The sequence below is a fragment of the Cyclobacterium sp. 10D3-21 genome (assembly GCF_055809755.1).
Genome location: NZ_CM147924.1, coordinates 5,192,309 through 5,213,761 on the forward strand (window position 1 = coordinate 5,192,309; position 21,453 = coordinate 5,213,761).

18 protein-coding genes are annotated in these 21,453 nt (G+C 37.8%); 5 read left to right on the forward strand and 13 right to left on the reverse strand.

Annotation, left to right across the window (positions count from 1 at the left end; genetic code table 11):
- Nucleotides 1-7: 7 nt before the first annotated feature.
- A complete protein-coding gene (locus tag AC0L7T_RS19975; RefSeq protein WP_473337840.1) occupies nucleotides 8-1,396 on the forward strand; it encodes a neutral/alkaline non-lysosomal ceramidase N-terminal domain-containing protein in 1,389 nt (462 codons plus the stop codon).
- 23 nt (nucleotides 1,397-1,419) lie between these two features.
- Entirely contained in the window at nucleotides 1,420-2,127 is a 708-nt protein-coding gene (locus tag AC0L7T_RS19980; protein WP_473337842.1) for a 3-keto-disaccharide hydrolase, read from the forward strand.
- A gap of 201 nt (nucleotides 2,128-2,328) precedes the next feature.
- On the opposite strand, the gene AC0L7T_RS19985 is transcribed toward AC0L7T_RS19980, so the two are convergent.
- Complete coding sequence (locus AC0L7T_RS19985) at nucleotides 2,329-4,461, reverse strand: hypothetical protein (RefSeq protein ID WP_473337844.1); 2,133 nt, start codon at nucleotides 4,459-4,461, stop codon at nucleotides 2,329-2,331.
- Between the two features lie 202 nt (nucleotides 4,462-4,663).
- Between AC0L7T_RS19985 and AC0L7T_RS19990 the strand changes: the two genes are divergently transcribed.
- Nucleotides 4,664-5,890: an alpha/beta hydrolase family protein gene (locus tag AC0L7T_RS19990; RefSeq protein ID WP_473337846.1), complete on the forward strand. Its 1,227-nt coding sequence runs from the start codon at nucleotides 4,664-4,666 to the stop codon at nucleotides 5,888-5,890.
- 7 nt (nucleotides 5,891-5,897) lie between these two features.
- Here AC0L7T_RS19990 and AC0L7T_RS19995 read toward each other — a convergent pair whose 3' ends face one another.
- The 4 genes from AC0L7T_RS19995 to AC0L7T_RS20010 form a co-directional block, all read right to left on the reverse strand.
- Nucleotides 5,898-6,959, reverse strand: a complete 1,062-nt coding sequence (locus AC0L7T_RS19995; RefSeq protein WP_473337847.1) for a dihydrodipicolinate synthase family protein — start codon at nucleotides 6,957-6,959, stop codon at nucleotides 5,898-5,900.
- A 10-nt stretch (nucleotides 6,960-6,969) separates the two neighbouring features.
- Nucleotides 6,970-7,986: an NAD-dependent epimerase/dehydratase family protein gene (locus AC0L7T_RS20000; RefSeq protein WP_473337849.1), complete on the reverse strand. Its 1,017-nt coding sequence runs from the start codon at nucleotides 7,984-7,986 to the stop codon at nucleotides 6,970-6,972.
- Between the two features lie 83 nt (nucleotides 7,987-8,069).
- On the reverse strand, nucleotides 8,070-9,266 hold the full coding sequence (locus AC0L7T_RS20005) for an Nramp family divalent metal transporter (protein WP_473337851.1): 1,197 nt from the start codon (nucleotides 9,264-9,266) through the stop codon (nucleotides 8,070-8,072).
- 50 nt (nucleotides 9,267-9,316) lie between these two features.
- The gene (locus tag AC0L7T_RS20010) at nucleotides 9,317-9,823 is read right to left on the reverse strand and encodes a hypothetical protein (RefSeq protein WP_473337853.1); all 507 of its coding nucleotides are present in this window, start codon (nucleotides 9,821-9,823) and stop codon (nucleotides 9,317-9,319) included.
- Nucleotides 9,824-10,114: 291 nt separating this feature from the next.
- Between AC0L7T_RS20010 and AC0L7T_RS20015 the strand changes: the two genes are divergently transcribed.
- Complete coding sequence (locus tag AC0L7T_RS20015; protein WP_473337855.1) at nucleotides 10,115-10,654, forward strand: hypothetical protein; 540 nt, start codon at nucleotides 10,115-10,117, stop codon at nucleotides 10,652-10,654.
- Between the two features lie 198 nt (nucleotides 10,655-10,852).
- Here AC0L7T_RS20015 and AC0L7T_RS20020 read toward each other — a convergent pair whose 3' ends face one another.
- Nucleotides 10,853-11,332: a bactofilin family protein gene (locus tag AC0L7T_RS20020; RefSeq protein WP_473337856.1), complete on the reverse strand. Its 480-nt coding sequence runs from the start codon at nucleotides 11,330-11,332 to the stop codon at nucleotides 10,853-10,855.
- A gap of 413 nt (nucleotides 11,333-11,745) precedes the next feature.
- Here AC0L7T_RS20020 and smc point away from each other — a divergent pair, with 413 nt between their 5' ends.
- Complete coding sequence (smc, locus tag AC0L7T_RS20025; RefSeq protein ID WP_473337858.1) at nucleotides 11,746-15,306, forward strand: chromosome segregation protein SMC; 3,561 nt, start codon at nucleotides 11,746-11,748, stop codon at nucleotides 15,304-15,306.
- Between the two features lie 65 nt (nucleotides 15,307-15,371).
- Here the strand turns inward: smc and AC0L7T_RS20030 are convergent, their stop codons facing one another.
- From AC0L7T_RS20030 to AC0L7T_RS20060, 7 genes are all read right to left on the reverse strand, one after another.
- A complete protein-coding gene (locus tag AC0L7T_RS20030; protein WP_473337860.1) occupies nucleotides 15,372-15,863 on the reverse strand; it encodes a DUF6691 family protein in 492 nt (163 codons plus the stop codon).
- Between the two features lie 33 nt (nucleotides 15,864-15,896).
- Complete coding sequence (locus AC0L7T_RS20035) at nucleotides 15,897-16,478, reverse strand: YeeE/YedE family protein (RefSeq protein ID WP_473337862.1); 582 nt, start codon at nucleotides 16,476-16,478, stop codon at nucleotides 15,897-15,899.
- A gap of 297 nt (nucleotides 16,479-16,775) precedes the next feature.
- Nucleotides 16,776-18,197 carry an MBL fold metallo-hydrolase gene (locus AC0L7T_RS20040; RefSeq protein WP_473337864.1) on the reverse strand — a complete coding sequence of 474 codons (1,422 nt, stop codon included), beginning with the start codon at nucleotides 18,195-18,197 and terminating at the stop codon, nucleotides 16,776-16,778.
- A gap of 768 nt (nucleotides 18,198-18,965) precedes the next feature.
- Nucleotides 18,966-19,430, reverse strand: a complete 465-nt coding sequence (locus AC0L7T_RS20045) for an ExbD/TolR family protein (protein ID WP_473337865.1) — start codon at nucleotides 19,428-19,430, stop codon at nucleotides 18,966-18,968.
- Nucleotides 19,431-19,432: 2 nt separating this feature from the next.
- Nucleotides 19,433-20,071 carry an ExbD/TolR family protein gene (locus AC0L7T_RS20050; protein ID WP_473337867.1) on the reverse strand — a complete coding sequence of 213 codons (639 nt, stop codon included), beginning with the start codon at nucleotides 20,069-20,071 and terminating at the stop codon, nucleotides 19,433-19,435.
- Nucleotide 20,072: 1 nt separating this feature from the next.
- Nucleotides 20,073-20,402, reverse strand: coding sequence for a hypothetical protein (locus AC0L7T_RS20055; protein ID WP_473337869.1), 330 nt, complete (start codon nucleotides 20,400-20,402; stop codon nucleotides 20,073-20,075).
- Between the two features lie 59 nt (nucleotides 20,403-20,461).
- Nucleotides 20,462-21,271 carry a MotA/TolQ/ExbB proton channel family protein gene (locus AC0L7T_RS20060; protein ID WP_473337871.1) on the reverse strand — a complete coding sequence of 270 codons (810 nt, stop codon included), beginning with the start codon at nucleotides 21,269-21,271 and terminating at the stop codon, nucleotides 20,462-20,464.
- Nucleotides 21,272-21,453 lie beyond the last annotated feature (182 nt).

Genomic DNA, 21,453 nt, shown 5'->3' on the forward strand with positions numbered 1-21,453 from the left:
TCAGATCATGAAAAGCTTCATTTTATCTCATCAACAAATCTTAATTACAGCCTTACTGTTTGTATTTGTATCTACCAGTATTCAAGGCTTTGCTCAAAAAACAACTAACTGGAAAACCGGAACAGATAAAATCAACATTACCCCAAAGTCTTCTTTATGGATGGCTGGTTATGGTCATAGGGACCATACCTCAGAAGGAAAATATGGAGAACTATGGGTCAAAGTATTGGCACTGGAAGATGCAAAAGGTTATCAGACAGTAATCGTTACTTCAGATCTTTTAGGTTTACCTAAGAATTTGTCTGACGGAATACGAAATTCAGCCATTAAGCAGTTTGGACTTCAAAAGTCTCAAATTGTTTTGAACAGTAGTCATACGCATTCTGCACCTGTACTTGGGAAATCATTATTTGATATTTACCCGATGAATTCTCAGCAAAGAAATGAGGTGGAAGCATACACCGATAACTTGCAGGAAGAAATCGTAAAAAGCATTGGAAAGGCACTTTCGAAAATGAAACCCTCCAAAATATATTCCAATAATGGTACGGCCAGATTTCAGGTCAATAGAAGAAACAATAAGGAGAGCGAAGTTCATCTTTCAACAGATTTGAATGGCCCAATGGATCATGCTGTACCTGTGATAAAAGTATTGGATGAAAATGATCAAATCACCACTGTATTATTTGGCTATGCTTGCCACCCTACCGTATTGAGTGGTTACCAATGGTCTGGGGATTATCCGGGCTATGCGCAGGAGGTAGTAGAAAAAAATTACCCGGGAGCAATGGCTATGTTTTTCCAGGGAGCTGGTGGTGATCAAAACCCACTTCCAAGAAGAACACTCCCTTTGGCAAAACAATACGGTACAGTGTTGGCAGCCACAGTAGAAAGGGTTCTTTCTGAAGACATGAAACCTTTGGAAGCGGAACTGGGAACCGCTTATACCGAAATAGACCTTGGCTTAGAAGATGCCCCTAGCAAGGCAGAACTTAACAAGATAATCAACGAACAAAGTGGCTACATGAAAAGATGGGCAGAACGAATGCAAAGGGAAATTGAAGCCGGAAATCCCCTCCCATCCTCTTATCCCTTCCCAGTACAAATCATAAAAATTGGTAACCAGCCCATTTTCACAATGGGAGGTGAGGTAACTGTAGGATATGCCAATAAACTCAAAGCGAAATATGGTCCTGATATATTTGTAATGACCTATTCAAATGACGTAATGAGTTATATACCAACCGAAGTTATCCTAAAAGAAGGTGGATATGAAGGACATACTGCACAAATGGTATATGGTCTGCCAAGCAAATGGAAATCTGGATTAGAGAATCAAATACTAACTGCATTTGATGAGCTGGCAACTAAATTAGCCATTCAACCCGCAAAATAAAAAGCTTTCGTCGCAAAAATATTATGAAAAAAATCACTTTTAGAAGCTTCGCTATAGCAATAACCCTGCTCCTAAGTACCTTCATCCCCCTTGAGTTATTGGCACAATCCACAGCATATGAGGTCTTATTTGATGGAAGTTCCTTAGAAAAATGGGTATCAAAAAATGCCCCTTCATCCCCAATAAAAGGATGGAAAATAGAAGATGGACTGCTCTTTATGGAAGGTAAAGGTGGTGGAGATATTATCACCAAGAAAAAATACAGTGACTTTGAACTGGTTTTTGAATTTAACCTAACTGAAAAGGCCAATAGTGGAATTAAGTATTTTGTGGACACCATTTACAATGAGAAAACAGGAAAAATGATGGTAAATGGTCCTGAATATCAAATTATCGACGATTATAATTATAAAGGAGTAAAAGACGATCCCAATGGAACGACTTCTACTGGTGCTGCCTATCTATTCTACCCGCCTAAAAACAAGCAGCTAAACCCTCATGGGGAATGGAATGAGGGCAAAATAGTGGCCAAGGGAAGAAAAGTAAGTCACTGGCTAAATGGAAAAAAGTTAGTGAGCTACAACAGGGGAAACAAAGACTACCTAAAGAAAAAGGCAGCCAATAAATTTAAAGATGATAAAAACTATGGAGAGCTTGAAGAAGGTCATATTTTAATCACTGATCATGGTGACAAGGTCTTTTTTCGCAATATAAAAATCAAGAAGCTTTAGATTGATAGTAAAGAAAAATCAAGCCAAATGAAGAATAAGGCATAGCAACCTTTGTTTTAATCTTCATTTGGCAAATCATTTTTTTATCCTGTTTATACAGAGTAATATTATTTTTATAAAAGCATTACCCAATAAAATTCACAAAAGCCTTTCCAGACCTTTACCTGAAAATAGTTCAATCAAAAGAATCCAAGCCAGTCGCTACTTGTATTCCTCCAGCATCAAAGAGGACTTCTCGTCGAAGCTATCAGAAATTTTAGAGTTCTTGGTTAACTCCCAATAACTTTGGTCTTGTAATACCAAAACCTGAGTGGCCACTATCCAACTTTGGGTCCATCCCGTGAGTGTTCCCCAGGCGCCCCATCCTGAATCTGCATTAGAGGCCCAATACTCCCATCGATCATAGTCGAAAGCCCTATACCAAGCGCCATCAAGGTCTTTTATCGTCTCACTTTTCACCTGTATCCTTGTCATAAAATCAGATAGTTTCTCTAAGGCTTCAAAATATTTCGGATTATTAGTAGCATGAGCAGCTTCATTAAGGCTAAAAAAGGCGAAATTACTGGTATACAACATGTCAGCAATAGGGTCACCATTTTCAAATATTAAAGGTGCCTCATGTAAACCATACTCCTGGTTGGAGGAAGTTCGGCCATACCTGCCCTTGTCTGCTCCTCCTAACTCTTCTCTAATGGCGCCACTTTCAACTTGATTTTCCAAAAGCTTGCTTACAATTCTGTCTAGCCATTCCCGGTGTTCAGGAGTATCCTCTACCTTGACCAACCAGGCCAGAGGTAGAATCATCCTTGCCCGCTCCTGCTGAATACCGTTGGTCCACAGCCATTCATCTGGATAGCTGTCCATGGTGATTTCAATCCCTTTTTTAGCTTTTGATAGTAAAGGTTCATATCCGGTTTTATCATATAACCACAAATAATTTGCCCACATCCAGGATTCAAAATGGGGCGCTGGGTTAATGGTCTCTTGATTCCAGTAGTGCTTCCATCCCAATTGGTGAAGATTGGTATTGTTTAACCGGTTGCTCCTAAAACCATTTTTCCCTGTAGTCCTGAAGTTGCCCAGTATTGCTTCAACCATTTCTTCATTCCAGTCTTCTTTTTGCATGTGTGCCATTGCACCTATCACTCCTAGAATTGCTCGGGCGTTATCATCTCCATAATAAACAAAAGGATGTGTGTTTGACCAACCTATTAGACCATAAGCAGCAGAATCAGGATTATTACGCGGCCCATTGGTAAGATTTTCTCTAAACAAATACTCAACTAAATTTGTTGCAGGAATATTATAAGAAGGCTCCTCCAAAAGATTGGCGGCGGCGGCCAATGCATAAGCGCCTTCTCCCTGGACATCTGCCCTGATCCAGTAGCGGTATTGCTGGCTGCCATCATAAAACACATTTGAAGAATGGCCCTCCAATAAACCTTCAGTTCCATCCCCTGCAGCGTACTTTTCGGGAACTCGCGGACCAATAGGATTGGTTCCGTCACCCTGGTATTTCAACCAATAATCCTTCCAGTCTGGAGCGATATAGAATTTCCCTTTTTCAAACCAATCTACCCCGTTTCTAACACTATTCATTTTATCGGTCCGTGACAAAGTTTCGGTAGCATTGAAAGCTGGTTCAAGTATTCGAGGCCATGAATCGAAGCTAAAGGCACTATCTCCGGTAAGTTCTGATATTATATGGGACCACAAAACTTTCCAGTGGGCTTCAGGCCCAAATCTTCCTTTAGCAAAATCTGACAACTTACTGAGGGCGATAAAACCCTGGTCTTTTTTAAATAACAGTGGATAGGCTGGCACACCCTCTAATCCATACACGGCACTGTCAAGGCCTGCAACTTTAGCAACCACTAGCAAAGGGTCACTAATGTCTGCCGATATAACATGACAATCATTAATGCCTAATATTTTCATACGACTCAACTCAGCACCAAATTCATCAGATACCACCACTGCTCTTTCAAGCCTTGTCTTCAAAACTTCACCCTTGCTTTCCAGGCCTTCAAAATCTTCAGGAAATTCCAGGTAATACTTGATCTCCTTTTGTTGAACCGCAGTAAAGAAGCCCTCTGGTACAGCGACTCTTTTTTTAGGATATTCTGTTGAAAGCACCATTAAAGTGGCTCCCTTCTCCATATTATCTATGGCAGGCATTATTTCAGAATGAAACTCAAATGTATAGCCCTCTCCTTCTAACCAGTGTATTAGATCACTATTTTCAGGGCCTACAACATGGATTTTATCTTTTGAGGTAAGGTTACAAGAAGTGAAAACAGCAGAAATCAATATTAAAAGCCAGAACCGAAACATAAATTGAGTTTAATTGTAGTAAAAACCGCAATATAGGCCAATTCTGCATTTATCGTCAACCCTTTTATAAAATATTGTTTCAGCGGTAAAAAAATCACTTTTCACTAATCTGGGCCGTAATTCGGATAGTAAAAACATCGTTTTTTAAAGGCTTTAAGAATTGAAATTCTTACCTTTAAATAAACAAAATTATTTCTAAGAAATGCCTGTCAAATATTTTTCCTTCTTCTTATTTACCTTCATTGGTTTAAATATTACAACCTCACATGCAGAAGGTTTCAATGATTCAACTTTGGTAAAAATTGGACATCAATCAAATTGGAGCATTATTAATAAAGAGGGAGATGGAGAAATCAATCAAAACCATCTCAGAAAAAAAATTGACTGGAAAGATCTAGCACCCTATTTCACAGTACCCGATCAATACAAAGGGGTAAAAGGGGATTATAAGGATCCTTTTATTTTTGAAGACAATACCCGCGTAAGCAATTTAGAAGATTGGAAGAAAAGAAGAGTGGAAATTCTTAAATCATGGCATACCCGTATGGGTGAATGGCCAGATTTAATTGTTGACCCTAATTTTGAAATCCTGGAAACGATCAACCAACCAGATCATATCAAAAAAAGAATCCGTTTTGAATGGATACCTGGTCAAATGACCGAAGGCTATTTATTGATGCCGCATAAGGCCAATAACCTACCTGCGGTAGTCACGGTATATTACGAACCTGAAACAGCCATTGGGGAAGGAAAACCTGACAGGGATTTTGCCTTACAATTGGTCAGAAGAGGGTTTGTCACCCTCTCCATTGGGACAACAGAAACGTCTAATAACAATACTTATTCCCTGTACTATCCCCATATTGATAGCGCAACAGTTCAACCACTTTCCCTACTTGCTTATGCCGCTGCAAATGCATGGTATTTGTTGGCCGACATGCCGGAAGTGGATAAGGAAAAAATAGGGATTATGGGTCATAGCTACGGAGGCAAATGGGCAATGTTTGCTTCTTGCTTGTTTGAGAATTTTGCTGCCGCAGTCTGGTCGGATCCAGGAATCGTTTTTGAACAAAGAAGACCTAGCATCAATTACTGGGAGCCTTGGTACCTGGGATATCATCCAAGTCCTAGAAGAGAGAGAGGCCTTCCAACGGCAGAAAATCCTGCCAGAGGTTTGTACCCTCAGCTCTTAAAGGAAGGTAAAGATCTCCATGAACTTCACGTATTGATGGCTCCCCGCCCATTTTTGGTTTCGGGTGGTGCAGAGGACGGGGAGAATCGTTGGGTTCCTTTGAATTATAGCATCAAGGCAAATGCATTTTATGGTAAAACAGATAGAGTAGGCATGAGTAATCGCCCTGATCATTCTCCAAACCCAGCATCCAATGAAATCATATACAATTTCTTTGAATATTTTCTAGAACCCTAGTGCATCCTTAAGACAGGAATTTCTTGAGGTTGTTCTTAACAAACTCATCGTCATTCAACCATGGATAAGCCTTGTATACGCGATCAATTTCTTCTGATTGACCAGGTGATAATACTTCACCAGGGTTGAGGCACCAAGTGCCCTCTAGCAATCCCTGACGTCTCAATATTTCATGAATACCAGGAATACATCCTTTGAATTGATGCTTTGGATCGAAGATAACAGCATTTGAGTCTGTGATTTGCACACCCAATTCAAGCAATTCTTCCATACCTGAGAGGTCATTGTCTCTACATTCCTTTACTCTTTTCATTAGAGCAACAGCTTTGGTAGTCCATACAGCCCAATGACCAAGCAATCCACCTGCGACTCTTTTGGTGACTTTTTTGCCATCCACCACAAAAGTAAAAGGAGTAAGCAGGTCTGCTACTATATTGTCATCATTGCCAGTGTACATGGCTATCTCTTCATGTCGGCTAGAAGAACATACTGCCCTTACCACATCCAAAGACTGGTACCTGTTGAAGGGCGCCATTTTTATTGCCTGAACATTAGGTATGTCTGCAAAATCTTTCCAAAAATCATAACTTAATAAACGGCCGCCTGCGGAAGGTTGAAGATAAAAACCGAAAATTGGAATAACCTCAGCCACTTTTTCAGCCCTTTTTATCAAGTCCTTTTCCGACCAGTCTCCTAACCCTCCTGCGCTTAACAAACCTAGATCATAACCCAAGTCTTTTGCTAAAGAAGCTTCTGCTACTGCCTGATCAGTATCACCTACTATTCCGGCTACCATTGCGAAAGGTCTCTTTATAGCAGCTGCCTTAACCTCTTCCATGGCCATTCTTAGTACCGGCTCAAAGAGTCCGTACTTCTTTTCCCTAATCTCAAATTGCGTGCTGTGTACTCCAACAGCTATTCCTCCTGCTCCTGAGGCGATGTAATAACGAGAAAGCGCCCGTTGGTGTTTCTCATCAAGTTTTCTTTCTGCATTTAAAGCCAATGGATGGGCAGGTATAACAGCCCCATCATGTAATAATTGCTTGATAGCGGGATTTAATTCACTCATTATTTTATAATTAAAATTTTCCTTCTCTTTCCTGGAAATGGGTTGGTTTATTCAACGTTTCTCCGTCTTGCTGCACCCATTGAGCAGTCATCTCGATCATAGTCAGCAGGGATACAGTTGGGTATCCAAAAAGCTGGTGGCAAAGAGAGGCATTGTTCAGCAAAACATTGGGTTCAGGTTCGTTGATAAACACTGGTTTCTTATTCAATAACTGACCAAATTTTTCTGCCACCTGCTTGATACTTATTGTTTCAGGACCAGTTACATTAAGTATTTTGGGAGGACTTGTGGTATGTAGCAAAGAACGAATTGCAATCTCATTTGCGTCGCCTTGCCAGATAACGTTCATATGGCCACTCCTTAAATTGATTGGTTTTTCGGTATTTACCATTTTACAGATTTCCAATAGATTACCATAGCGCATGTCTATGGCATAATTCAGCCTATACATCAACATTGGAATGTTGTATTGATGACTAAAATATTCAAAAACCCGCTCCCTTCCGAGACATGATTGTGCATATTCACCTATTGGCTCTGGTGGCGTTTCTTCCAAAGCTCCGCCTGATGCATAGTGGACGAAGGGGTAAATATTCCCACTGGAAAACACTACAATTTTGGATTTTTTGTACTTTGTAGCTACCCTGCCAGGTAAGTAGGCATTCATCGCCCAGGTGGAATGCTCCTGTCCTGTAGTACCAAACTTTTTACCAGCCATATAAATGACATTTTCGGCTTCTGGTAATGCTTGCAATGCCTCATCATCCAATAAATCTGCGGCAATACAAGTTACGCCATGATTCTCAAGATCTGTCCTCAATTTGGGATCAGAAAACCGGGAGACACCTATTACTTTTTTATTTATGCCTGCATCTTTAAATGCTCTACTTGCAAGCTTGGCCAGACTTGGACCCATTTTACCAGCAACACCTAATATAAGAATGTCTCCATTAATTTTCTTTATGTCCTCCACCAGATCGGCTGTAGGCTTGCTAAGAATTTCTTCTAACTCTTGTATAGATTTCATTGATTTAATAGTAAATTTTAGTGGTGTAATAAATTATCCATTTTCGTTCGACCAAGTATTAAACGGTCGGGATAGGGCTAATTTTATGCATAAAACAAGGAGTAAGCGTTACTAAAAGCCAAGGTGAAAAGCACCAATAAGCCAATGATTGCAACTACATTGGTGAAGGTATTGTTTTTCAAAGCTCCCATAATATTGGTATCGTTACCAATCAAAAACAAGCCTAATCCTATAAAAGGCACTGCAAAAATGGTAATCCCCTGGGCGAATACAATTAATTCCAACGGAAGTCTCCCAAATATTAATGCTATAGCCGCACCTATTATTATAATAAGAGATATCAATACCTTTACCGGAGTACTATTTAAATTTCTTCCTAAGGAGAGGGAATCAGATAGCAGTGTACCTCCAATACTTGCATTGCCAAGTAAAGAGGAAAATGAAGCGCCAAATAAGCCTACCATAAACACCATAAAGGAAAATTTACCATAAACGGGCTCAAGTGCCATTCCAATATCACCAGCCGATGTGACTGTTACTCCTTTCGGATACAAAATAGTAGCAGCACTGATCATAATCATGGAAGAAATTAGGCCTAGAATGACTATTCCTGTATAACTTTCTCGCAAAGCATCCTTGGATTCCTCTTTTTTCCACCCTTTCTCCTGCACCAAATAAGATTGGTAGAAAGCACCTGCAATAGAAAAACTCGAAGCGACCAAGGCGATTACCAATATAAAGGACCCTTTGGGAATACTTGGGTTCAATCCTGCCAATACCTCAGCCCAAGCGGGTGGAGCTAAAATAAGGGTGAAAAGGAAGGAGATCAACATGATCCCAACCATCAACATCATTACTTTTTCTAAAATTTTATAGAAGGACTTAAAAAACAGCAGCGAAATGGCCATTAAGGAAATGACGACAATCCATAAACCATTGGTCTGCCCCAGCGATTCGGACAAGGCTAAGCCAGCACCTACGGTATTTCCTGCCTGAAAGGCGGCGGTAACAAAAAACACACTAATTCCTGCAAGTAAGGCAGCGATTTTTCCCCACTTATTTCTAAATAAGGTGATAAGTGAATATTCTGAAGCCAATCCTATCCTTGCCCCCATTCCTGTAAAGGTTAACATTAGCAGTGCTGCTAAAATTATTACCCAAAGCAAATTGAAGCCATAAACAGCTCCCAATTTAGAGGTAATTGTAAGACTACCAGGACCAAAAACCAAAGCGGCTGTAATTAGTCCAGGGCCCAAAGATTTAAACCAACGATGGATCATATGTGTATTTCTGCGAAGTTTTATTATGAATTGATTCTATCTGCGTAAATCTAAAAATGTCTTCTATTAAAGATTTCAGTCAATATGACGGCTTCTTTTAATGTTTCAGGATTTTTCAAAAGACTCGCATACTTGTTTCCGCTTGGGTACTCTCCAGCAACATCAACTACCTCCCCCAGAAGTTTTTTGTCATTTTCAATTTCCACCTGATCATCCAGTTTCACCAAAGGCTGCCTCACGTCACGATAAGCACTGATAAACTCTTTCTCTTTTTCGTAAGGTTTCTTTTCTTCAGTAACTTCTTCATTGGCTTTTAGCTCCTGGTATTCCCGTGTCGGAATTGAGTCAACCCATTCTTCCTCGATTTCCTCTGGCGCTGTCTGATGCTGATCTTTCCGAATTTCACGCAAGAGTTCTTCAAAGGAAGGACCTTGATTTGGAGCATTTTCATTTTCATCCATTTCAGCTCCCTCATTGTCTGCTTTCTTTTTCGCAAAAGAGGTATATATAAAATAGATGATTACTGCAATAATATAGAATACTGTACTACCGTCCATGAACCTACCTTCTGATTTAAAAATAAATTTACAAAAATAATCCGGTATGAAGGTATTTTTTTGATAGGTATCAAATATTAAGGTTTAATGGTTTTTAAAAAATTACAGCGAAATAATTCGCGGGAATTTTATACTAAAACTATAATTATCCTGATTAAAGTTAACCCAAAACATGACTTTGGTCAATTACTGATAAATTTTTAATTTTTCTATTAATAATTAAATTTATTTTCCTTAAATTATAATAATGTTTAAAGAAAGCATACAGTTATTATAAAACCAGACACTACCATGAAAACGAATCTTATATCCAACACGCTACTCGACAAAAACATTGCTTTTCCAAATGTTATGGTAAAAACACGCTATGGAAATGTCAATTTAAAGTCATTAATCGAAAATAAAAGAATTATTATTTATACTAATCCTTCAGAATTAATTCCAAAAAGCAATGAAGGTCGGAATAAATTTGAATTGGCCTTAAAGCAACTAAAGAAGTTAAACTACCATCTTATAGGATTTAATAAAAATTCTTTTGAAGAGCACTTATTTTCAGTTAATTGGCTCAATTCACACATGGAAGATTATTTGATTTTCCCAATCTATTACCTTCCCAAAAATGAGGTGAAAAAAAACCTGGAAGAAATACTTTCGAAAGAGATATTAACTGATAACCCAATATATTTTATCGATAAAACAGGTAATACACAATCGATTCTAAACGGAGATGAAAATAAAAATAAATGTCTTGAAAATATCGTAGAGTTAGCTTCTAAAATGGTATTGTCTGAACAAAACTTCGCAAACTCAAACGTTACATTGGAAAATTAACATCAATCAAACCATTGGGATAGATACAGCAAATTGATTAGGCATAAGGCAAATTATACCTCAACACAAGAGGCTATAACAGTTATTTTAGGAAATGGAGGCATCTCAAATCGGAAAAAGAAAAAACTGGGACTTTAGACTAATTTAAAAAACCAATACAATAGAAAAGTTAAAAATGAGTGCTGGTTATAGTGATTATCAATTTTGGATTGCAACTGTCGAAATAAGTGCTTTCTCTTTGGGTTCTAAGACCTTTTTTGCTGAACCGATGACCTTCTTTATCTCTCCTAATTGCTTAACTGCAATGTCTTTGGGAAGCGTATTGTATTTTTCAATGCTTGCTTCCACTTCTGCTCCAAATTCCACCTGTAAATCACTTGTAATGGCCGTTCCGTGAAGCAATCCTTTGCTTCCAACCAAAATAGTTTTTGAAGCAATTACCCTGCCTACAACTTGGCCTAAAATCACAACCTCATCACCTTCTATATCACCATTTACTTGGCCTGTTTCACTTATAACAACTTTTTTTATGGTTTTGATATTGCCTTGAACAACTCCCTCAACCCTAAGATCATTTTCCGTGAACACATCCCCTACCACTCTAAAACCACGTAAAAAACAGGAAACAAAACCCAATGGATCAATTGTAAGTTTTGCAGTATTTTTAGGAGTCCACATTAATAATTCTTATTTATACTATCAAAATCCAATATACAAAAAGCAAATAAACAAAACTTGTCATTAGATTACAATTCCATTGTGGCAATGGATGAAAATAGGAAATAAAGTACACTATTTTTAAGCCTATTAATTATGAACTTCACCTTTAGGTCAATAAGTGGTTTTGATACAAAAAAATATTGATTGTTTCTACATCATCAGCTTACTATATTTTTAAACGTTTTATAGATTAAAAAGTCCAAAAAACCTGATTTAAACAAGCAGCCCCCACCAGAAACCAAAAACTCAGACTAACTGACCTCATAAATCGGCTAAACTTTTATATAGAGGTGACAATTTTAAGCTCAATTTTTTACCCGTTTGAAAATTGAATGGATTAGGTTAAATTTGTTTAGGTTTAAATCTACTACATGCAACTCACCAAATTAGAAATTAGAGGTTTTAAAAGTTTTGGCGACAAAGTAATGATCCATTTTGACAAAGGTATCACTGGGATAGTGGGCCCAAATGGTTGTGGGAAATCGAATGTAGTAGACGCAATCCGGTGGGTACTTGGTGAGCAGAAAACCAGAATGTTGCGTTCTGACAAGATGGAAAATGTCATCTTTAATGGCACAAAAAATAGAAAGCAACTCAATATGGCCGAGGTTTCACTGACCTTTGAAAACACCAAAAACCTTCTCCCCACTGAATATACGCATGTCACGATTACCAGACGTTATTACCGCTCTGGAGAAAGTGAATATTTATTGAATGGTATAACCTGTAGGCTAAAAGACATTACAAACCTATTCATGGACACCGGGATTAATTCTAATAGCTATGCTATAATAGAATTAAAAATGATCGATGAATTGCTCAATGACAAAAACAATTCCAGAAGAGAATTATTCGAGGAAGCCGCCGGTATTTCAAAATTTAAGACCCGGAAAAAAGAAACGCTTAAAAAACTTGGAGACACAGATGGAGACCTGGATAGAGTTGAGGACCTGTTATTTGAAATCGAAAAAAACTTAAAATCATTAGAAAAACAGGCAAGACAGGCTACCAGATATTTTGAAATAAAGAAAGATTACAAATCTGCCAGCATCGCCCTTGCTAAAAAAGGAGTCTATGATCAACGTGATACCCTTATAAATATAAACAAAAAGCTGGAAGCCGAAAATGATCAAAAAGTACAGCTCCATGCAACATTAGCGAATAAGGATGCCTTTTTGGAGAACCTTAAAACAGAAATGATCAATAAGGAAAAGCTACTGGGAAGTAGGCAAAAAGCCTTAAATGAACATGTCCATAAAATTCGTCAATTTGAAAGTGATAAAAAAATAAAAAATGAAAGGCTACGGTTCCTGCAGGACAAATCTCATCAACTTCGAGAGCAAATTGAACAGGATAAAAAAAGCAATGAAAGAGCAGGATTCAGTATAAAATCACTGGAACAGGAACAAAGAATTTCAGAAAAACTTACCAATGAAAAAGAACTTACCGTAAATGAATTAAAAGCAGTTTACGAGGAAAAAAAGGCAATGCATAATGCGTCACTAGAAAAGCAAAAGGTAATGCAAAGTACTTTTGCTCGCAAGCGGGACGAAATGTACCAGTTGTCAAAAAGTCAGGAAATTAAGCAAATACAACTTACTACAATTAAGCAGGAGTTGGAAAAAACAGCTACTGATGACAATAGTCAAATAGAAAATCTTGCAGGATTTGAGGAAAAACTTCAGCTAATTAAAACCCAATTAGACAAAGAAAATAAAGCTTTTGAAGACCTCAAAAGTGAAGAAGCTGCGCACCTGGCCAAGCAGGAAGAAACCAGCAGAATGCAGGAATTGATAAGGGAAGAGCTTACACAAATTAACCGTAAGCTAGATGCCAAGAGCAATGAATACCAACTTACCAAATCCTTGGTTGATAACCTTGAAGGTTTTCCAGAGGCCATTAAGTTTTTGAGAAAAAACAGTCAGTGGGGCAAAAACATGCCATTGCTTTCAGACATCATCACTACTGATGAAAAATACAGGGTTACCATAGAAAACTTTTTAGAAAACTACATGAATTATTATGTAGTTGACAATGATTTGGAGGCCATTGCCGCAGTAAAACTTTTGAGCGATTCAGGGAAAGGAAAAGCTCATTTCTTTGTCCTAGAAAGATTTGAAAAATTTAGGGCAAGCCAAAACAAACTTTTTCCAGATGCGACAGCGGCAACCGGAATAATAGAATATGATGCGAAATATGCTCCTTTGGTGGCTTATTTATTAGACGATGTTTACATATTTGCAGGAGACCTTCATCAGGTTCCAAAAACTCAGGAAGGAATATTTATAACAGAAAGCGGGAAATTTATCGATCGAAAGTTTACCATTTCCGGGGGATCAGTAGGCTTATTTGAGGGCAAACGGATAGGTAGGGCAAAGAACCTTGAAAAGCTGGACAAAGACATTAAAGTCTTACAAAAAAAGATAAACGAAACCAGGGCCAACCTCGATAAAAAAACAGCTGAACTGTCGAAATTAAAAGCTATTAATTTCAAACAAGCGATAGAGGAAAAACAAGCAATTGTCAATGAATTGAATCAAGACTTTGTTTCGATCAAAACCAAAAAGGAACAGTTGGCCGAAATGCTTACCTCAAACGCCAATAAAAAAGAGGACATTGAAGAGAAAATATTCAGTCTTACAGAGGAACTGGAAAAATTAGGACCTTTATTAAAGGAACAAAAAGAAGCCTTTGAGTACCTGGAGGAAGAAATAAACAACATAAATACCGACTTACAGGAAGCTTCAGAAGAGCTATCGTACAAATCTTCTCAATACAATGAAGAAAATATTCTTTACCATCAACAATTAAACAAACTTCAAAGTATAGCACAGGAAATTAGTTTCAAACAAAGTACTTACGAAAGCAGTAAACAGCGAATTGAAAAGGCCCAGGGTGAAATGGGGCAAACTGAACAAGAAATAAAATCCCTAATCGACAACAATGAGGTAAAGGATGATGAGCTAATAGAACTCTATGGAGAAAAGGAGCGCATTGAATCCGGCGTAAATGAAGCTGAAAAAGAATATTATTCTTCAAGAGGAGAAATAGATGAAGTGGAGAAGACCATTAGAGAAATCCAACGAAAAAAAGAGCAGTCGGACAATTTATTAATGGACCTTAAGCAGTCAGCAAATGAAATAAACCTTAAGCTTAACGGGATAAAAGAAAGATTGAGCGTAGAATTTGAGCTGGACCTGGATCAAATCATGGAGGACAACCCAGAGTTAGAAGAAGAACATGCTTCTAAAACTGAAAGTACCTTGAGGGAGGAAGTCCAAAAATCAAAATCAAAACTAGAAAAAATAGGCCCCATCAACCCAATGGCAATGGAAGCTTATGACGAAATTAAAGAACGTCATACCTTCATTACTTCTCAAAAAGATGACCTGATCAAAGCGAAGGAATCATTAATGTCCACTATTAAAGAAATTGATCAGGTGGCAAAAGAAACTTTTATTGACGCTTTTGAGAAGATAAAAATCAACTTCGTGAAAGTTTTCCGCTCTTTGTTTACCGAAGAAGATGATTGCGATCTAAAGTTGACAGACCCTGACATGCCCTTAGAAAGTAGTATCGAAATCATTGCGAAGCCAAAGGGAAAACGCCCTTTGTCCATCAATCAACTATCAGGTGGTGAAAAAACGTTGACAGCTACTTCCTTGTTATTTTCCATCTACCTGCTAAAGCCTGCACCATTTTGTATCTTTGATGAGGTAGATGCGCCCTTAGACGATGCCAATATTGATAAATTCAACCAGATCATTCAGAAATTCTCAAGTGAATCGCAATTTATAATCGTCACCCATAATAAGCGCACCATGGCCAGCACCGATATAATCTACGGCATTACCATGATAGAAACAGGCGTTTCCAGAGTGGTCCCGGTAGACTTGAGAGAATTGGTAGATGAGGAGGCTTCACCGGATTAAATAGCGAATAACCCTCCTCTCTATTTTTGCTTTTTCGCAAATAGAATTGAAAATAATCCAGTTGATTACTTTGGCAACTTATCAGCAAACCTACCATAAACCCAGGTTCCGGCAACTGCACTCAAAAAAGTAACAATCACTACCGTAAAACCTGTGCCTATCTGGGCAAATAATGGACCGGGGCAAGCACCAGTAATGGCCCAACCTAATCCAAAAATAAAGCCTCCATATATCTGTCCTTTATTGAATTTTTTATCAGCTATTTTAATGGCTTGTCCATTGATCGTCTTAATTGAAAACCTTTTTATCAATTGAATGGAAACCATTCCAACAAGAATGGCAGAGCCTATTACTCCATACATAAAAAAGGATTGAAACCTGAACATTTCCTGAATCCTAAACCAGGAAATAATTTCTCCCTTCACAAAAATTATCCCAAATACAATTCCTACGAAAAGGTATTTCAATAAGGACAATCCAGTTTCTCCTTGTTTCACATTAGCCGTTAAATTTATGTTTTTATCTACCGCTACCGTGTCATTTTCTTTTAATAACATGCTTATATATTTTTATTTGAATCGTTCATTATATCAAAAGCCTACCCAATTCATGATGAAGGGCAAAATCAAATGGGTCATTACCAATCCTCCAATCATAAAAAACATTGTAGCTACAACTGATGGCCATTGAAGGTTACTAATTCCCATAATGGCATGACCTGAGGTACATCCACCCGCATACCTGGTACCAAATCCAACCAAAAAACCACCGATTACGAAGAAAAACAAACCTTTAAGGGTGAACAAATTATCCCAACTAAATATTTCAGCTGGTAATAAATTTTCAAAATTTGTTAATCCAAGTGCTTTCAAATCGCTCTGGGTACTTTCTGCAATTACAATCGTCTCTGGATTCGATAGAAACATTGCAGCAATGACACCCCCCAGTAGTATACCTAACACAAACATTAAGTTCCAAGCTTCTTCTTTCCAATTGTATTGGAAGAAAGGGATTTTGGCTGGAACACAGACCGCACATATATGTCTTAGAGAGGATGAGATACCAAAGGACCTGTTCCCCAATAGTAAGAGTATGGGCACTGTTAAACCAATCATAGGCCCTGCAATGTACCAAGGCCAGGGTTGACTAAGCCAATTCAAGAATTCATTCATTATTATAAATTTATTTTTTTCAAATGATACTGTGTTATACAATAACTTTTTATGGATTTATGTCCTATTCACAAATCTAAATTACACGTAGGTATCTCATAGACACCAAATATTAAGGATACAATTGGTAATTTTGGGCAATTAGATTTGGGTAATAAGCACTCAAAGGGCAAAATAAACCAATGATTAAGCCCTGGTGTCCCGAAAGTAGGTTACAAATACAATCGGGACTCCCAATAATCGGACTGTGTTAAATCATTGTAGATAACTATTATCAGGTAGAGTTAATTTTCAATCTTATACCATGGTGGTAGGACAAACATAATCACTTACCGAGAACTTTTCAGATGATTTAATGGCACCAAAGCCACCTTTCACATTTATCAAGTTATCGTAGCCTCTGGCCCTAAGTACGGAACAAAATATCATGGAACGATATCCTCCAGCACAATGAACCATATAGGTTTTGTCTTTATCAATTTCGTTCATTTTATCGTTGATGTAATCAAGCGGAATATTGATCGATCCATTGACATGTTCGCTGAAATGTTCGCTCGCCTTTCTAACATCCAAAATGAGATTTTCAGGATTGGAAATGGATAGCTCTTTGAGTTCATTAACATCTATGGATGGAATAACATCTATTTCTTTTCCAGCATCTATCCAAGCGCTAATTCCACCTTTTAGAAAGCCTAAAGCATGATCGTAACCTACCCTGGCCAATCTGGTAATAACTTCCTCTTCTCTACCTGAATCAGCAACGATTAGCAATTCCTGCTTTACATCAGGGATTAGGCTTCCTACCCAGACAGCGAAGCTTCCATCAATACCTATATTAATGGCATTAGGAATAAAAGCCTTTGCAAAAACTTCAGGGCTTCTTGTATCCAAAACTATAGCTCCAGTCTGATTGGCTAAGTATTCAAAATCCTCAGGGGAAAGTGCCTCTTGTCCTCTTTCCAAAACATCGTCTATGCTGTCATATCCCTTTATGTTCATCATCACATTTTGAGGAAAATAGGCTGGAGGAGGAGTCAATCCACTTAAAACCTGAGTGGTAAAGGATTCCTTAGACATCTCCTGCAAGGCATAATTGGTTTTCTTTTGGTTACCCAATGTATCCTGTGTCTCCTTGCTCATGTTTTTACCACAGGCACTTCCAGCACCATGTGCAGGATAGACGATTAAATCATCTGGCAATGGTAATATCTTCTCTCTTAAGGAATCATATAAATAACCCGCAAGTTTTTCCTGAGTAAGATCCGCAACTACCTTTTGGGCAAGATCTGGTCGGCCAACATCTCCAATAAACAGGGTGTCTCCAGTAAACAATGCTTCTGGTTTGTCTTGCTCGTTGATCAATAGAAAAACAGAACTTTCCATGGTATGTCCTGGTGTATGAATCACCCGGATTTTACTATTTCCAAGGATAAATTCTTGTTGATCCTTCGCTACTGTAGCTTCAAAGCCCAATTCCATATCCGTTGGTCCAAAGACAATTGATGCGTTGGTTTTCCTTGCAAGATCAATATGTCCGGAAACAAAATCAGCGTGAAAATGTGTTTCGAAAATATATTTAATCTTAGCTCCGTTTTTGTTCGCTTTGTCGATATATGGTTGGACTTCTCTCAATGGGTCTATTATAGCAGCTTCACCATTAGATTCTAAATAATAAGCCCCTTGAGCCAAACAACCGGTATAAATTTGTTCTATTTTCATAGTAGATTTCAGTTTATTAAATGATAGCATAAAACTACGATCAAAAATTAGCTTGAAGTATGACATTAGTCACACAAGTAGGCAAAGCTGTCTTCAGAACATAAAGAATAGGTTAAACCGTTCAAAGGATGGTAAAGAAAAGTAATCCTTCAATAGAATGCCTGATTTTTAAACTTGGCAAGAAAAGCAGCAATCACCAAAACAGGTATTCCCAATCTCTGATGCGAAGCTAAAGTTTAAAGTCAAGGCACTAAAGCAGAAAAAGGATACGGATATCCTATTAATCTGAGTTCGATCTATATTCTTGCCTGAAAAATTTGGTTTATTTGGTCATGCAATTCACTCCTTGAAAAGGTGTAAAGGGGGATTTTTTCGCAAACGTCCCTAATAACAATTTGTAATAGCTTTGTTATTTCCGTTGAATTCCCTCCCAACTTTGATTGCCCTTTTAATTAAGGGGGAGTGGCTAAAAATGAGATTTGGGTTAATTGTATGATGGTTTGCTTTAACAGGTAATTACCCATTTGTTTTGGAAGACATAACCACCAACAACTCCTAATTTTCTATAATTGAGTTCAGGTTATTAAGAAGTGAAGCCTAATTAAAATCAGATTGCCCCAAAATGTCACTTTTCAATGACATGGAATCATTATCAAAAAAATAAAATCAGGTTCTTAATAAATCCGATTTACTCAAAAAAAATAAAATGGGCAAAAAAAAGCTGTTTCCTAAGAAACAGCCTTTTCAATAATTTATAAAATCCTTGAGTTAGTTGTTTTCAACTTTACCTACAGATGCATACATAAGTTTCCTAGCGTCTGCTTCTCTAAGTTCAAATTGAATATCACTAATCGGTCCCATTTTAACATCTCTATCTGCTTTCAGCGAAATCCATATTTGATCTCTTTCAGCTTCAGAAAGCGCATCTTTTTGTTGATTTACCCATAGCACTATATCGGAAGTATTAATCAACGCATCATTGGCCTGTAACCTGGGTTCAGATCCATATAATGAGGTGTTTTTCGGCTTTCCAATATAAAGATAAGAAACCAATGTTTTCTTTTGAATCTTTTGCAATTGAGTAGCTTGGGGAATTTTTTGCTCCACCAATATCGTTTGTTCTCTCATTACGGTAGTCACCATAAAGAAAAACAACAACATAAAGATAATATCGGGTAATGCCGAAGTAGGGATATTGGTCTCTGCTTTGGTTTTCTTTTTAAACTTTGACATAATTAGCTTCCAGATTTATCAGGTTCGGCAATGGAGATGGCCATGGGAATATTTTCTTTTCCACGGTCTATAAGCTCCTTTTCGGCAGCAGACTGGCCTGACAGGGTTCTATATTCTTCACCTGAAAGTCCTACACGCTCTCCATAAATTTCGAAGTATGCCTGTTTTATTAAATCAAGCACCTCTAAGTAAGTCTCGTAACTGGTACCTCTATTGGTTTTAATGGAGATTACCGCACCACCAGACATAGGATGATCTGAAGATTCAGGACTTTGATCAGCCATACCTTTCAACGAAGGTGGTAGGCTATTGAATAATGCTATTGCATCTTCATCAGGATTCCCGAAATTCAAGATAAAAGATTTAATTTCATCTGAAAGTCCTTTGGTATCGTTTCTAAACTCTCCTTCGATCAAAAGATCATCATTTGCATTGATCAGAATATTAAAAATATTCCTTTCATTCAATTCCACCTCTGGTGGGGGCTGATTAGGATCTTGCTTTGGAGGAAGGATGTTCATTATCCCCTTATCCGAAGCAATCGTTGTAGTCACGAGAAAGAAGATAAGAAGCAAGAAGGCGATGTCTGCCATCGATCCTGCATTTACCTCCTGAGCCATTCTACCTCTCTTGCTAGCCATATTATTTAATTAATTTATTAATTTCCGTAATTACAATTCCAACAATTGCAAGTAAAAACAAGGCGTAAACTGTAAGTAATATCCCACCGACCATTTTAGCTCCTGAAGGAGTAATGTTAAATGGGGCAGCCATGTATTTGGCAGCTACTTCACCATTGGCGGTAGAATAGGCTACGCCAAATACAATACCTATTATAGCCACTCCAACGAGCGTCTTTAAAAGGCTCTTTGGATCATTCAAAGAATTGATCAATGGCATAAGTATAGCTAATATCACACCGATGATTACCAGCAAGTACCCTGCATATAAGAATATATCAGTAGTATCCATTTTATCTTAAATATATAAGTGAATAATTCATTTAATAGAAAAACATTAAATTGACTAGATTATCTAGTCAATTTATGCTTAACCAAAATGTCTACTAAGCTGATGGAAGCATCTTCCATATCATTAACAATAGAATCGATCTTAGCCACACAGTAGTTGTAAAACAACTGAAGGATAATCGCAACGATCAAACCAGCAACTGTTGTCAAAAGGGCAATTTTAATACCACCAGCAACAAGTGATGGAGAGATATCACCAGCAGCTTCAATTGAATCAAATGCGCCAATCATACCAATTACAGTACCCATGAAACCAAGCATTGGAGCCAAAGAGATGAAAAGTGAGATCCAAACAAGACCTTTTTCTAAACGTCCCATTTCAACAGATCCGTAAGCAATGATGGATTTTTCAACCATCTCTATACCTTCAGAGTACCTCATTAGGCCTTGGGTAAAGATAGATGCTACAGGACCTCTAGTTCCTTTAGTAACGTCTTTAGCGGCTTCAATTCCACCTTCTTCTAAAGCACTTTCTACTTTCGCCAATAATTTCTTAGTGTTGGTAGTAGATAGGTTTAGCGTTACAATTCTCTCCAAAGCTACTGCTAAGCCCAAAATCAAACACAACAATACTGGTGTCATGTAAGTAGGATCTCCTTCAATAAACTTGTCTTTTATAACTTGATGAAAAGATTGCTCTTCAGCAACTATGTCATCATCAGTCATAACTGGAGTTGGGGCCTGTGCGGCTTGAACCGGTGCGGCCTCTTCAGTAGCTTCAGCTTCTGATTCTGTTTCTTCTTGTGCTTTTGTGATCATCGGAGCAAATAAAATTCCGAAAAGCATGAACAAAGCGATTAACTTTCTCATAGTGTAGTTTTTAATAGACATTTAAAGGTTGAACGGTTTCTAATCTTAAATTGAATTTTAAAGTTATAATTTTTTCGGCTCAAATTACAAATGAATCCATTATAATTTCCAAGAATTTGTTGCAAATCATCTCGACACATCCATTTAGCGCAAGCTAATCCATTGAAATTGGCCTTGTTCAC

What these genes read in the sequence shown, in the direction of transcription:
- AC0L7T_RS20000 (WP_473337849.1), bottom strand. Translation starts at nt 7,986, where the DNA reads ATGAAATCTATACAAGAGTTAGAAGAAATTCTTAGCAAGCCTACAGCC.
- AC0L7T_RS19985 (WP_473337844.1), bottom strand. Translation starts at nt 4,461, where the DNA reads ATGTTTCGGTTCTGGCTTTTAATATTGATTTCTGCTGTTTTCACTTCT.
- AC0L7T_RS19990 (WP_473337846.1), top strand. Translation starts at nt 4,664, where the DNA reads ATGCCTGTCAAATATTTTTCCTTCTTCTTATTTACCTTCATTGGTTTA.
- AC0L7T_RS20040 (WP_473337864.1), bottom strand. Translation starts at nt 18,197, where the DNA reads ATGAAAATAGAACAAATTTATACCGGTTGTTTGGCTCAAGGGGCTTAT.
- AC0L7T_RS19980 (WP_473337842.1), top strand. Translation starts at nt 1,420, where the DNA reads ATGAAAAAAATCACTTTTAGAAGCTTCGCTATAGCAATAACCCTGCTC.
- AC0L7T_RS19975 (WP_473337840.1), top strand. Translation starts at nt 8, where the DNA reads ATGAAAAGCTTCATTTTATCTCATCAACAAATCTTAATTACAGCCTTA.
- AC0L7T_RS20055 (WP_473337869.1), bottom strand. Translation starts at nt 20,402, where the DNA reads ATGGATACTACTGATATATTCTTATATGCAGGGTACTTGCTGGTAATC.
- AC0L7T_RS20035 (WP_473337862.1), bottom strand. Translation starts at nt 16,478, where the DNA reads ATGAATGAATTCTTGAATTGGCTTAGTCAACCCTGGCCTTGGTACATT.
- AC0L7T_RS20015 (WP_473337855.1), top strand. Translation starts at nt 10,115, where the DNA reads ATGAAAACGAATCTTATATCCAACACGCTACTCGACAAAAACATTGCT.
- AC0L7T_RS20010 (WP_473337853.1), bottom strand. Translation starts at nt 9,823, where the DNA reads ATGGACGGTAGTACAGTATTCTATATTATTGCAGTAATCATCTATTTT.
- AC0L7T_RS20020 (WP_473337856.1), bottom strand. Translation starts at nt 11,332, where the DNA reads ATGTGGACTCCTAAAAATACTGCAAAACTTACAATTGATCCATTGGGT.
- AC0L7T_RS20050 (WP_473337867.1), bottom strand. Translation starts at nt 20,071, where the DNA reads ATGGCTAGCAAGAGAGGTAGAATGGCTCAGGAGGTAAATGCAGGATCG.
- AC0L7T_RS20030 (WP_473337860.1), bottom strand. Translation starts at nt 15,863, where the DNA reads ATGTTATTAAAAGAAAATGACACGGTAGCGGTAGATAAAAACATAAAT.
- AC0L7T_RS20060 (WP_473337871.1), bottom strand. Translation starts at nt 21,271, where the DNA reads ATGAGAAAGTTAATCGCTTTGTTCATGCTTTTCGGAATTTTATTTGCT.
- AC0L7T_RS20045 (WP_473337865.1), bottom strand. Translation starts at nt 19,430, where the DNA reads ATGTCAAAGTTTAAAAAGAAAACCAAAGCAGAGACCAATATCCCTACT.
- AC0L7T_RS19995 (WP_473337847.1), bottom strand. Translation starts at nt 6,959, where the DNA reads ATGAGTGAATTAAATCCCGCTATCAAGCAATTATTACATGATGGGGCT.
- AC0L7T_RS20005 (WP_473337851.1), bottom strand. Translation starts at nt 9,266, where the DNA reads ATGATCCATCGTTGGTTTAAATCTTTGGGCCCTGGACTAATTACAGCC.
- smc (WP_473337858.1), top strand. Translation starts at nt 11,746, where the DNA reads ATGCAACTCACCAAATTAGAAATTAGAGGTTTTAAAAGTTTTGGCGAC.